At 40.7% G+C, this 13,941-nt stretch carries 11 protein-coding genes and 2 rRNA genes; 3 read left to right on the top strand and 10 right to left on the bottom strand.

All coding sequences use genetic code 11. The features are described 5' to 3' along the window. Window positions 1-537 precede the first annotated feature (537 nt). Window positions 538-786, top strand: a complete 249-nt coding sequence (locus DXC10_RS06705) for an RNA-binding protein (RefSeq protein WP_101543506.1) — start codon at window positions 538-540, stop codon at window positions 784-786. A 47-nt stretch (window positions 787-833) separates the two neighbouring features. Here DXC10_RS06705 and lptB read toward each other — a convergent pair whose 3' ends face one another. After that, on the bottom strand, window positions 834-1,592 hold the full coding sequence (gene lptB, locus DXC10_RS06700) for an LPS export ABC transporter ATP-binding protein (RefSeq protein ID WP_101543504.1): 759 nt from the start codon (window positions 1,590-1,592) through the stop codon (window positions 834-836). A 205-nt stretch (window positions 1,593-1,797) separates the two neighbouring features. Between lptB and DXC10_RS06695 the strand changes: the two genes are divergently transcribed. Beyond that, window positions 1,798-2,541 (top strand): ABC transporter permease, encoded by a 744-nt coding sequence (locus DXC10_RS06695; protein WP_101543502.1) that lies wholly within the window; start codon window positions 1,798-1,800, stop codon window positions 2,539-2,541. A gap of 27 nt (window positions 2,542-2,568) precedes the next feature. Further along, entirely contained in the window at window positions 2,569-3,339 is a 771-nt protein-coding gene (locus DXC10_RS06690; protein ID WP_101543500.1) for an ABC transporter ATP-binding protein, read from the top strand. Between the two features lie 235 nt (window positions 3,340-3,574). Here the strand turns inward: DXC10_RS06690 and DXC10_RS06685 are convergent, their stop codons facing one another. The 9 genes from DXC10_RS06685 to DXC10_RS06645 all read right to left on the bottom strand — a co-directional run. Beyond that, on the bottom strand, window positions 3,575-4,228 hold the full coding sequence (locus DXC10_RS06685) for a response regulator transcription factor (protein ID WP_101543498.1): 654 nt from the start codon (window positions 4,226-4,228) through the stop codon (window positions 3,575-3,577). 7 nt (window positions 4,229-4,235) lie between these two features. Continuing rightward, on the bottom strand, window positions 4,236-6,437 hold the full coding sequence (locus DXC10_RS06680) for a tetratricopeptide repeat-containing sensor histidine kinase (protein WP_117737551.1): 2,202 nt from the start codon (window positions 6,435-6,437) through the stop codon (window positions 4,236-4,238). 141 nt (window positions 6,438-6,578) lie between these two features. After that, complete coding sequence (gene der, locus DXC10_RS06675) at window positions 6,579-7,892, bottom strand: ribosome biogenesis GTPase Der (protein WP_101543495.1); 1,314 nt, start codon at window positions 7,890-7,892, stop codon at window positions 6,579-6,581. A 41-nt stretch (window positions 7,893-7,933) separates the two neighbouring features. Further along, on the bottom strand, window positions 7,934-8,818 hold the full coding sequence (era, locus tag DXC10_RS06670) for a GTPase Era (protein WP_101544198.1): 885 nt from the start codon (window positions 8,816-8,818) through the stop codon (window positions 7,934-7,936). 120 nt (window positions 8,819-8,938) lie between these two features. After that, window positions 8,939-9,943, bottom strand: coding sequence for a beta-ketoacyl-ACP synthase III (locus tag DXC10_RS06665; RefSeq protein ID WP_101543493.1), 1,005 nt, complete (start codon window positions 9,941-9,943; stop codon window positions 8,939-8,941). A 119-nt stretch (window positions 9,944-10,062) separates the two neighbouring features. Further along, the gene (gene rpmF / locus DXC10_RS06660) at window positions 10,063-10,248 is read right to left on the bottom strand and encodes a 50S ribosomal protein L32 (protein ID WP_004288267.1); all 186 of its coding nucleotides are present in this window, start codon (window positions 10,246-10,248) and stop codon (window positions 10,063-10,065) included. A gap of 12 nt (window positions 10,249-10,260) precedes the next feature. Next, the gene (locus DXC10_RS06655; RefSeq protein WP_117737550.1) at window positions 10,261-10,845 is read right to left on the bottom strand and encodes a DUF177 domain-containing protein; all 585 of its coding nucleotides are present in this window, start codon (window positions 10,843-10,845) and stop codon (window positions 10,261-10,263) included. A gap of 313 nt (window positions 10,846-11,158) precedes the next feature. Then, a 5S ribosomal RNA gene (rrf, locus tag DXC10_RS06650) occupies window positions 11,159-11,269 on the bottom strand. A 71-nt stretch (window positions 11,270-11,340) separates the two neighbouring features. Next, window positions 11,341-13,941, bottom strand: a 23S ribosomal RNA gene (locus DXC10_RS06645); the annotation flags it as partial.

Below are 13,941 nucleotides of genomic sequence, written 5' to 3'. Positions count from 1 at the left end.
CAATTATTTCCTGTCTCCTCTTTCTTCATTTCCTATTCCGTTCTGTTTCTACAAAGGATATCATCTGTTCCCGCACAGGGTAACAAAACACCCAAGTTTGGCACATCCGATACCTTACCAAGAAATGTTATGTACCCTACTAAGGTACGATAGATACCAAATGAGGGATTTTCAGGCACACATATACATCTATCACTCAACCGCTTAGCAACAAATGAAAATCCAGTATTTATAACGGCTCAAATATCACATATATCGCAAATCAGTACAGTCCACAATTCATATATTTGGTAAGCTACCGATACTCATTGAAATGGAAAGAAAATTGAAAATAATTGAGGAAAAATATTGTATATCCGAAATTAATGTGTTCCTTTGTCGCGGAATGACGACACATTAGTTTCTCGATTTCTATTACATAGTTTTTACTTCAGTTAAAAAACGCTTTTGTAAACTCTCTGTCGATGTAATCTTTTTATTATTAAGTCGTCTTTCCAAAGAGAGTTTTATTTATTTCATTTATTTACATTTTTCATTATGAACATTTATGTTGGAAACCTTAACTACCGTGTTAAGGAAAGTGACCTGCAAAAGGCCATGGAAGATTACGGTACAGTAACTTCTGTAAAATTTATCAATGACCGCGCAACCGGACGTTTCAGAGGTATCGCATTCGTAGAAATGGAAGACAGCGTTGCTGCTGCCAAAGCTATCGCAGAACTAGATGGCGCTGAATTCTTCGGTCGCCAGATGGTAGTAAAAGAAGCCAGACCTCCGAAATATTAATCATATAGATAAAGGAGAAAAAGGAAGACCGCTTATAGCGGTCTTTTTTATGTCATAAAATCTTTACGACGAAGCACAAAACTGTTACTCAAATATTTTTCACGAACTATTTTGTTCTCAGCCAACTCTTCAGGGGTACCCTGAAATAGGATTTTGCCTTCAAACAAAAGATAGGCACGATCGGTGATACTCAGTGTTTCCTGCACATTGTGGTCGGTAATGAGAATGCCAATATTACGATCTTTCAACTTCCACACGATCTGCTGGATATCTTCCACTGCAATCGGGTCTACGCCTGCAAACGGTTCATCAAGCATAATAAACTTTGGGTCGATGGCAAGACAACGTGCAATCTCGGTACGACGACGTTCACCGCCTGACAATTGATTACCTTTATTCTTACGCACCTTCTGCAAACGAAATTCTGCGATTAAACTTTCCAATTTTTCCTTCTGATATTCCAAGGGTTTATCGGTCATTTCAAGAACAGAAGCAATATTATCTTCCACACTCATCTGACGGAATACAGATGCTTCCTGTGCCAAATAGCCTATACCTGTCTGCGCACGTTTATACACGGGGTATTTCGTGATATCCAAATCATCCAGAAAGATCCGCCCTTCATTGGGAGTAATCAATCCAACGGTCATATAAAACGAAGTAGTCTTACCGGCACCGTTTGGTCCAAGTAAACCAACAATTTCACCTTGCTTTACATTTATAGAGACATGACTCACGACCGTACGCTTTCCGTACTTCTTAACCAAGTCTTCCGTGCGGAGCACCATTTTACTTTCTTCTTCCATATCGCTATATCACCACAGATTTATACAGATTAAAACCAATCCGGCAGTTAATTGTTTCCCACTATAGATTACATTACCGTGCACAAATAATATGAAACTTCACAAAGAAATCTGTGCTAAACTGCGTAATCTGTGGTGAAACTGGCGCAAATGTAGCAAAAATAAGCCGAAATAATGTACATTTGCAGACAAATACTTATGAGTCATGATTAAAGCACTTAGAACAGTAGGAAGATATATCATGCTGATGGGACGAGTATTTGCCCGTCCCGAACGTATGCGTATGTTCTTTCGTCAGTATATCAACGAAATGGAACAACTCGGTGTGAACTCTATCGGCATTGTACTGCTGATCTCGTTTTTCATTGGAGCCGTTATCACTATTCAAATAAAATTAAACATTGAAAGTCCTTTTATGCCACGTTGGACGGTGGGATATGTCACTCGGGAAATCATGTTGTTAGAGTTCTCCTCTTCCATCATGTGTTTGATATTGGCAGGAAAGGTCGGTTCAAATATCGCTTCCGAGTTAGGAACCATGCGAGTGACCCAACAGATCGATGCCCTTGAAATCATGGGGGTCAATTCTGCCAATTATCTGATATTACCTAAGATTACAGCAATGGTGACCACTATCCCGCTGATGGTGACATTCAGTATATTTGCCGGAATTATCGGTGCATTTTGTACCTGCTGGTTTGGAGGAATCATGTCAGCAGTTGATCTGGAATACGGCTTGCAATATATGTTTGTAGAATGGTTCATTTGGTGTGGTATCATCAAATCCTTATTCTTCGCCTTCATCATTGCCAGTGTATCAGCTTTCTTTGGTTATACTGTTGAAGGAGGTTCCATTGAGGTAGGTAAGGCTTCTACAGATTCTGTAGTATGTAGCAGTGTATTGATTTTATTTGCCGACTTAATATTGACTCAGTTATTGATGGGGTAAATTAAATAGTAAATCGTAAATAACAAGATGATAGAACTAAAGGGACTTTGCAAGTCATTTGAAAGGAAAGAGGTACTGAAGGATATCAATGCCATATTTGAAAATGGTAAAACCAACCTTATTATTGGTCAGAGCGGTTCAGGTAAAACTGTCTTGATGAAATGTATCGTAGGGCTGCTTATACCTGAAAAGGGGGAGTTACTGTATGACAACCGTAACTTTCTGCTGATGGACAAAAAGGAAAAGAAAGCGTTACGCCGCGAAATGGGAATGATTTTCCAAAGTGCAGCCCTCTTTGATTCCATGACAGTGCTCGATAATGTTATGTTCCCTTTGAATATGTTCAGTAATGACACGTTGCGCGATCGTACCCAGCGTGCCATGTTTTGCCTGGAACGTGTTAATCTGATTGAGGCCAAAGATAAATTCCCCGGCGAAATCAGTGGTGGTATGCAGAAGCGTGTAGCTATCGCCCGAGCCATCGCATTAAACCCCCAATACTTGTTTTGTGACGAACCGAACTCTGGTCTGGATCCCAAAACCTCGCTTGTCATTGATGAGCTTATTCAAGATATTACTCGTGAATATAATATGACAACTCTTATTAATACCCACGATATGAACTCCGTAATGGGTATCGGAGAGAAAATCATCTATATTTACGAGGGGCATAAAGAATGGGAAGGGAGTAAAGATGATATCTTCACTTCTAGCAACGAACGTTTAAATAGCTTTATTTTCGCTTCAGATCTTTTCCGTAAAGTCAAAGAGGTTGAAATACAAAACATTGAAGGATAACCAGAAAGTCATTCGATATTTATATTGATAAAAAAGATATCCGGAACAATGTTCCGGATATCTCATTCTCATAAAACCAGTTAATAGAATTGACTTATATCATCACGATATACTTTACGTTGTACTCAAACACTCATTATCAAGGGGATAAGCTACAACTTCAATCTCGGAGCAAAGTTAAGTAAAACAGTTCAATAAAAAATCACGGAAAACCGTGATATAAGGTTTCCAATAGTTATCTCAGTATAAGCCATCCCCGTTCTACAGCCTTGATTACCATATCTATAGCATTTCTTGCCCCAAATTTACTAATCAATCTTTTACGAAAAGTTTCTACTGTATTTTCTGAAATTGCAAGTAATGCAGCAATTTCATGAGTACTAAATCCTTTAGCTACCGCTTGTAACACATCGAGTTCACGTTTTGTAGGGACGTCTTTAGGTTGTGAATGCATCAAAGAATAACGTAGTTTTTGACAAATAGATTCAAAACGGGGGCATGTATAAGTTTCTCCTTTCAGCACACAATGTATAGCATTCAATAATTCGGAAGAGGCAGAAGTTTTCAAAATAACCGCATTCACTCCACTACGGATTAATCGATTGATAATCCATATTTCCTCATGCATGGTATTTATAATAATGCGTGCTTGCTCATTCACTTCACGAATTTGCGTTATAAGGTCGAACCCCGACACATCCGGTATACTCACATCTAAAAGATAGATATCATAATCACGTTGAGATATCAGTTCGATCGCTTGTTTGCCTGAAGTAACGGCATCGGCTATCAAAACCTCAGGTATTTTATTGACAATCCTACAAATACCATCCAATATCAGGCTGTGGTCGTCAACCACCAACATTTTGGCTTTCGCATTCTTTTCCATAGCACTTTTAAATCCTGACAGTTACTTCTATATTCGTACCTTTACACGATACAGAGTTTAATTCCACTTTTGCTTCTATTGTTTCGGCACGTTGCAATATAGTACGCAATCCAATACCTTTTACTTTCTTATACATATCAAAACCTTTTCCATCATCACCAATGAACACAGAAAGTTTGTTTTCCTCCAAAGTCAGTATCACTTGGATGATCGAAGCATCAGCATACTTTACAGCATTACTCACAGCTTCTTGCACTATACGGTAAAATTCAAATCCAATCTTCTGTGGAACCAAGTTCCAGTTTACATTTTCAGTAGAACGATATACGATCTGTGTACAATCCGGAAGAGTTAAATGTTGTACATAATCGGCAAGCATTTCATCAATAGTGGCATATTGGAATACTGGTGGCATCAATTCATGTGAAATATTTCGCAGACGTTCACGGGTTTCTTCCAACAAATCAATCTGCTTATTCATCTTTGTATCACCATCCGTGAGCGAACGGATATTTATTTCAAGCGCAAGTAAATTATTACAAATATCGTCATGTAATTCCGTAGCCATTCGTTCGCGCTCACTTTCCAAGCCATCAATATACTTTCGTGATAAACGTTGCTCCGTCTCTTGCTGTAAAGCAAGAAATTGACGTTCTTTTTCTCCTGCAGTCTGTGCCAATTTTGAAAGATGTGCTTTCTGCCTTTGCCGAGTATAAAGAAGTACCAAAAGGAATATAAGGAGAGTGGAAATCGTTGTTCCATAGACTACACGACGGTGTAACTGCACAGCTTCTTGTTCCAATTCTTTCTGACGTAAGCGTATGATTTCCAATTCTTTCTCCTTAGTTTTGTACCTTACTGAGAAATCAGATAAACGATCTACATATTTCTCCTGATAATTTAAATCACACAGTGCATAAGCCTTTTGAAGACAGGTATATGCCTTCCGATCCTCATGAATGGCAGCGTAACATGCCGCAAGACGTACGTAATGTTCACTATCTTTCACATCCCGATATCCTTTCTCCAACATGTCCGTTATCCGTAGGTAGTATTTTATAGCCTCGACATATTGCTGTTGATCTTGCAATATTGGTGCCTTTACCCGATAATAACGATAACGCTCTACATCCGTTTTAAGCTCGGAGGATAATTTTTCCAACAGGTTCAAATATTCCACTGCGGCATTCAAATTACCACCACGACGATATGCATCTGCCAGGTACACATAAGCTTCACAAAGGCGACGTTTGTTATTCACCTCGATCAAAAGAGGAATAGCTTTTTTCACCATAACAATACCTTCTTCCCGTAAGCTCTCAATATTACACAGAATAGCCCCCAAATTGATATAGCAGACTCCTTCCATTTGCGGATTTTTCATCTTTAAAGCATACTCCAGTGCTTTTTGGGAAAAAGGAATTGCCTCGGCCGGACGATCCCAATCGGAGTATGCTGTGGCTATATTTCCATAAATAAAAGCGGCTGTTTTGAAATTCTTTTGTGCTTCACATAATCTAATAGCTTCCTCAAAATTTGAAATACATAGTTCCAGATGTTTTTTACGACGATAAAGTGTACCTAGCTGATTCAGATTTTCAATCAACATTGCTGTATCTTTATCAGCAACTGAACGTTCCTTAGCCTTTTCCGTATAAATCAATGCTGAATCGGTTTCACCTTCATACAGATAAGAACTGGCATAATTTGTCAACATAGTACGGTAATGTTCTGCCAGTTTCGGACTTTCTTTAGAAACTGCCATACCTTTCTTTAAATAGTAACGTGCAGAATCATAACGTGCATCAACATTGTAATAATATCCCATATCCGAGCATAATTCGGTAATATAGCTATTATTCTTCATACGTTCAGCCAAGGATAATGCTTTATTTTTTAATGCGTAGCCACCTACGAAATCTCCCTTCATAAAGCACGCTTCACTATTCCATGAATAATATTCTATAAAGCACTCCACATTTTTTGTACGAACACCTATTTGTCGAATACTATCTGCATACAAGGCAAGTAACTCCGGCTTCTCCTCCCGCAGATAAAGATAACGGCAAACAGCAGAATAACCTGCTATATTTTTTTGTAAAGTGGCTTTCCGACACAGTGTTAACAAATCTTCGGCTTCATTCGCCCCCAGATTATTCACTGGCAAAAATAACAGAAGTAGTATACACAAGATACCGAATAATCTCATCTTTTGTAAGTATTAGTGTCAAGACAAAAATACCGATAATATTAATACTAACCTATATTTTTTTAAATATTATCCAATATCACATAAAAAAAGGCTGATTTATTTTAAAATCAGTCCTTTTTATCTTATCAAGTCACAATCTTACTTCTGACGGATATAAATATTTATTGGCGTACCAGTCAAATTCCATTTTTCACGCATTTTGTTTTCAAGAAAACGTTTATAAGGCTCTTTGATATATTGCGGAAGATTAGCAAAATATACAAAAGAAGGCACCTGTGTATTAGGTAACTGTGTGACATACTTAATTTTAATATATTTGCCTTTGATTGCAGGAGGCGGATATGCTTCAATAAGCGGTAACATTTCTTCGTTCAGACGAGCTGTAGATATACGAGTCATACGATTTTCATATACGGTACGTGCTTCTTCCAAAACTTTCAAGATACGTTGTTTCGTCAAAGCTGAAGCAAAAATAATCGGGAAATCCACAAAAGGAGCAAAACGATTACGAATAGCATCCTCAAAAGTCTTCATCACTTTTGTTGTTTTATCTTCCACAAGATCCCACTTATTAACCACTACCACCAATCCCTTGGCATTCTTTTGAATAAGAGAAAAGATATTCAAATCCTGACTTTCGATACCACGTGTAGCATCCAGCATCAGAATACAAACATCTGAATTTTCAATGGAGCGAATTGAACGAATCACAGAATAGTATTCCAAGTCCTCATTTACCTTGTTCTTCTTACGGATACCGGCCGTATCCACTAAATAAAAGTCAAACCCAAACTTATTATAGCGCGTATAAATAGAGTCACGAGTTGTTCCGGCAATCTCTGTTACGATATTACGTTCTTCACCGATAAAAGCATTCACAATTGAAGACTTTCCAGCATTGGGACGTCCTACTACTGCAAAACGAGGAATATCTTCATCCAGTATCTCATCAGATTCCTTTTTAAACTTACTCACAATAAGATCCATCATATCTCCTGTACCACTACCAGTCATGGCAGAGACACAATACGGATCCCCCAAACCCAGACTATAGAATTCAGGAGCATTATATTGCAACTCATTATTATCAGTCTTATTGGCAATCAGCAAAACCGGTTTCTTAGTACGGCGCAAGATAGAAGCCACTTGCAAATCAAGATCTGTTACTCCGTTTATCACATCCACAACAAACAGGATTACATCTGCTTCGTCCACAGCCATCAAAACCTGCTTACGAATTTCCTCTTCAAAAATATCATCAGAGTTTACTACCCAACCGCCAGTATCTACCAGTGAAAATTCACGTCCCAGCCACTCGGATTTACCATATTGACGATCACGTGTTGTGCCCGCCTCTTCATTTACAATTGCCTGTCTTGTCTTAGTCAGACGATTAAATAATGTAGACTTACCCACATTGGGGCGTCCTACGATTGCAACTAAATTTCCCATAGTTCCTACTCTTTTTTGCGACTGTCACAGTCGTTTTAATATTAGTCCAGTTGATAACCAAAACTCCGCAACTCCTTATCTGAATTACGCCAATCCTTATCAACTTTCACATACGTTTCCAAGAAAATTGTCTTCCCGAAAAACCTCTCCAAATCACGACGCGCCTCAGTAGCCACTTTCTTCAAAGCTTTACCCTGTTTACCAATGATAATACCTTTTTGCGAATCGCGCTCTACATATATCACAGCATTAATATATATTTTTTTTTCTTCCTCTTTAAATTGTTCTACCACAACTTCTACTGAATAGGGTATTTCCTTGTCATAGTACAACAGAATTTTTTCACGAATGATTTCGTTCACAAAAAAACGTGCTGGCTTGTCTGTCCACTGATCCTTGTTAAAGTAAGGCGGCGAATCGGGCAATAACTCCTTCACCCGTTTCATTACATAATCTACATTGAATTTCGTTGCTGCAGAAATAGGAATAATCTCCGCTTTCGGCAACAAGGCTTTCCACGCCTCTACCAGCTCCACCAACTTCTCTTGAGTAGTCAAATCTATTTTATTGATAAGTAACAACACCGGAACATCCATCTGTCCTACTTTCTCCACAAAATCATTATGTTTATCAGGGGTCTCAACTACATCCGTCACATAAAGCAACACATCCGCATCCGTCAAAGCTGAAGTAGAAAAATTCAGCATAGACTCCTGCAACTTATAGTTAGGCTTCAGTACACCCGGAGTATCCGAAAATACAATTTGTATATCATCCGTATTATAAATTCCCATAATACGATGACGAGTAGTTTGTGCCTTAAAAGTAGCGATAGAGATGCGTTCACCTACTAGCACATTCATCAATGTAGATTTACCTACATTAGGATTTCCCACGATATTGACAAAGCCTGCTTTATGCGTCATAATCATTGTATATTTGAATTGAGACAAAAAAACGCATCGAATCGAAATAGGATGCGTTTTTTATATTTTTATGATCTAATCAAGAAAGTAACCCATAATTTACAATTCATAATTAAACCATTACTGTTTCTTTCCATCGTATCCCCACTTCACGTAAACGGCTCCCCACGTAAACCCAGCTCCAAATGCCGTAAAGATAAGATTATCACCTTTCCTCAATTTTTCTTCAAAATCCCAGATACAAAGTGGAAGAGTACCAGCACTTGTATTACCGTAGCGATCAATATTAATCAGCACCTTTTCATGAGGAACTTCCAAACGATGTGCCACAGCATCAATAATACGAAGATTTGCCTGATGGGGAATTACCCAATCAATAGTATCTTTTGTCAGACTATTTTTTTCAGCAATTGCTGCACTTACATCAGACATATTGGATACTGCATATTTAAATACTGTACGACCTTCTTGATAAAGATAGTGCATATGATTGTCTATCGTAAAATAAGAAGGGGGGCAAACCGAACCACCTGCTTTCAAATGCAGAAAAGGCAAACCTTTACCATCAGTTCTCAAGATAGCATCCATAACACCTACATCTTCTATTGTCGGTTCCATCATGAAAGCCGCTGCACCATCACCAAAAATAGGACAAGTAGCACGGTCTGTATAATTCACGATGGATGACATTTTATCTGCACCTACAATAATAACCTTCTTATACCTTCCCGAACGAATGAAATTCGCAGCTGTCTCCATGAGGAAAAGAAATCCACAACAAGCAGCAGACAAATCATAAGCAAAAGCATTTTTTAGTCCGAGTTTATCACATAAGATAGATGCGATAGATGGGAATTGATAATCAGGAGTAGAGGTAGCGACAACCACTAAATCAATGTCGTCCGGATTAGAACCAGTACGCTGCATTAACTGCTTTGCAGCTTTACGCGCCATATACGAAGTACCCAACCCTTCTTCATTCAGGATATGTCTTTCCTTAACTCCAATACGAGTCATAATCCATTCATCGTTAGTATCCACCATTTTTGATATCTCATCATTTGTCAAGATATAATCTGGTACATAACCACCGACTCCTGTAATTACTGCATTTATTTTTTCCATTAATCTTGTTTGCTTATAAAAACACTTAAACAACGGCAGTCTAAAAAGGTTTGCTCTTTCAATCTACAAATCTTTTCAGACGCCCGATATTCAAGTATAAATTTTAGTCAAACTGCTAATTAAACAGCAGCTTCTTTCTCAACTGCCAGCTTACCACGATAGTAACCACATGCACCACATACAGTGTGATATACATGCCATTCACCGCAATTCGGGCAAATAGCCAATGTAGGAGCGACTGCTTTGTCATGAGTTCTTCTCTTTGCAGTTCTTGTTTTTGACTGTCTTCTCTTAGGATGTGCCATTTTCTTTAATCTTTAATTGTTATCTAATATTTTCTTTAATTCGTCCCAACGCGGATCTACCGCTATTTCTGTATCTTCATTAGCAATCACACTTTCCCCATCTTCCTGAACAAAAGTATCATCTTCCATTTCATCATCCGGTGTAACACGCATATGTTTACTTAACTTACTACTCATTGCTTTATTACACTTACCAGGAGCATGTACATGCTTCATTGGAATCGCCAAAGCTATAAACTCATACATGAACCATGCTACGTTAATTTCTCCTTCGTCCTCTGGAATAACGACGAGGTTATCACCCTCTTCTGCATATTCATGACCGAACTTCACCAACAGTTTATCAGTAGAAGTAATCTGTTGCTCCATATCATCCAAACAACGATCACATGGAACCCATACCATACCGTCTGTTTGAAAGTTCAATTCGAAAGCACGAGATGTTTTCTTTACAACCAACAGAATATTGACTTTACCTTTTTGTACTTCCGGTCCATCAATATTAGCAAAAAAAAGGTTATCTAAAACAAACTCATATTTACAAGAGTCAGCTTGCATACCTTTCAAATCGATTTTGTATTTATCAAACTTTCCCAAAGCTTCTTTTGTTTATTCGGGCGACAAAGATACAAATAATTATCCTCATTATGTAGTATTTAGGACAAAATATTCACTTTTTTATATTCATACTACTATAGATCACACCTATACCCCCAATAAATTCCTTATGTTTTTCCTTCCCAGCCAGAGAGTACGGTATTTAGAGCAAATTCCCACTAACGTTCCCAACGCCACTTTCCATTTTCTATCTTCCCTTTTCCACCAGTATGCGGAGGAGGGGGATGGCGGGCAAGGGACGGGCAAGACAAAAAAAAGCCCCCACATCTTTCGACATGGAGGCTTTCCTCTAAGACGGCGACTACCTACTCTCCCACTGTTACGCAGTACCATCGGCGTGACCGGGCTTAACTTCTCTGTTCGGAATGGGAAGAGGTGGAACCCCGGTGCTATAGTCACCTGAATAAGGCAGACATGATGTAAAAAGCAAAGTCAGTCTTTTACGCTGAACGTATATATCCCCCATACACGGAAGGCAAAAAGTCAACGGGCAATTAGTAATGCTCGGCTAAGATGTCACCACCCTTACACCTGCATCCTATCAACGTCATCGTCTCTGACGACCCTAAGAAATCTAATCTTGTGGCTGGCTTCGTACTTAGATGCTTTCAGCACTTATCCAATCCCGACTTAGATACCCGGCAATGCACCTGGCGGCACAACCGGTAAACCAGAGGTCAGTCCAACACGGTCCTCTCGTACTAGTGTCAGAGCCACGCAAATTTCATGCGCCCACGATAGATAGAGACCGAACTGTCTCACGACGTTCTGAACCCAGCTCGCGTGCCACTTTAATGGGCGAACAGCCCAACCCTTGGGACCTTCTCCAGCCCCAGGATGTGACGAGCCGACATCGAGGTGCCAAACCCCTCCGTCGATATGAGCTCTTGGGAGGGATCAGCCTGTTATCCCCGGAGTACCTTTTATCCTTTGAGCGATGTCCTTTCCATACAGAAACACCGGATCACTATGCTCTAGTTTCCTACCTGATCGACTTGTCTGTCTCCCAGTCAAGCGCCCTTATGCCATTACACTCTGCCGACGGTTACCAATCGTCGTGAGGGCACCTTTAGAAGCCTCCGTTACGCTTTTGGAGGCGACCACCCCAGTCAAACTACCCACCAAACAGTGTCCCCGCAGCGCGGGTTAGAACTCAAATAATCAAAGGGCCGTATTTCAACAGCGGCTCCACAAATACTGGCGTACCTGCTTCGAAGCCTCCGGCCTATCCTACACATCAATTACCCAAATTCAATGTTAAGCTATAGTAAAGGTTCACGGGGTCTTTTCGTCCCATCGCGGGTAATCGGCATCTTCACCGATACTACAATTTCACTGAGCTCACGGTTGAGACAGCGTCCAGATCATTACACCATTCGTGCAGGTCGGAACTTACCCGACAAGGAATTTCGCTACCTTAGGACCGTTATAGTTACGGCCGCCGTTTACTGGGGCTTCAATTCAATGCTTCTCTTGCGATGACATCTCCTCTTAACCTTCCAGCACCGGGCAGGTGTCAGGCTATATACTTCATGTTTCCATTTCGCATAGCCCTGTGTTTTTGTTAAACAGTTGCCTGGACCGATTCTCTGCGCCTCACCATCGCTGATGAGGACCCTTTATCCCGAAGTTACAGGGTCAATTTGCCTAGTTCCTTAACCGTGAATCACTCAAGCGCCTCAGTATATTCAACCCGACTACGTGTGTCCGTTTGCGGTACGGGTACCTCAAGGATTAAGTTTAGCGGATTTTCTTGGAAGTATGATTACATGCGCTATTGGATTGTTCGAAGAACGCTCCATACTATCAGGTTCGACTCTTGCACCGGATTTGCCTGGCACAATCAACATCTACACCCTTCAACCATCTATTCCGTCAGATGGCGGCATTGTCACTGCTCCGTCTCCACGTCACTCCTTAAGGTAGTACAGGAATATTAACCTGTTCTGCCATCGGCCTCGCCGTTCGGCTGAGCCTTAGGACCCGACTGACCCTGATCCGATTAGCGTTGATCAGGAAACCTTAGTCTTTCGGCGAGCAGGTTTCTCACCTGCTTTATCGTTACTTATACCTACATTTGCTTTTCCACACGCTCCAGCAAAGCTCGCGCTTCACCTTCAACGCGGAGTGGAATGCTCCCCTACCGATGTATAAACATCCCAAAGCTTCGGTAGAATACTTATGCCCGATTATTATCCACGCCAAACTCCTCGACTAGTGAGCTGTTACGCACTCTTTAAATGAATGGCTGCTTCCAAGCCAACATCCTAGCTGTCTTAGCAATCTGACTTCGTTAGTTCAACTTAGTATTCATTTCGGGACCTTAGCTGTTGGTCCGGATTGTTCTCCTTTAGGACATGGACCTTAGCACCCATGCCCTCACTCCTGACATAGAACTGGCACGCATTCGGAGTTTGTCAAGACTTGATAGGCGGTGAAGCCCTCGCATCTTATCAGTCGCTCTACCTCATGCCAGTATAAGTCAAGGCTGCACCTAAATGCATTTCGGGGAGTACGAGCTATCTCCAAGTTTGATTAGCCTTTCACCCCCACCCTCAGGTCATCCAGAAGCTTTTCAACGCTTATTGGTTCGGTCCTCCAGATGGTGTTACCCATCCTTCAACCTGCCCAAGGGTAGATCACTTGGTTTCGCGTCTACTCCTTCCGACTGAGACGCCCTATTAAGACTCGCTTTCGCTTCGGCTGCAGGGCTTAGCCCCTTAACCTTGCCGGAAAAAGTAACTCGTAGGTTCATTATGCAAAAGGCACGCCGTCACAGCATATAGCTGCTCCGACCGCTTGTAGGCGCATGGTTTCAGGAACTATTTCACTCTTCTGTTCGAAGTGCTTTTCACCTTTCCTTCACAGTACTGGTTCACTATCGGTCTCTCGGGAGTATTTAGCCTTACCGGATGGTCCCGGCAGATTCACGCAGAATTCCTCGTGCTCCGCGCTACTCAGGATACCACTAGGCTTGGACTGGCTTCGTGTACCGGGTTATCACCGTCTATGACCCCACTTTCCAGAGGGTTCCACTCACCAGTTTTCATGCCACATCGTGGTCCTACAACCCCA

The sequence above is a fragment of the Bacteroides sp. OM08-11 genome, assembly GCF_003438665.1.
GTDB classification, from domain to species: Bacteria; Bacteroidota; Bacteroidia; order Bacteroidales; family Bacteroidaceae; genus Bacteroides; species Bacteroides cutis.
This window is presented reverse-complemented; position numbering and strand designations above follow the sequence as displayed.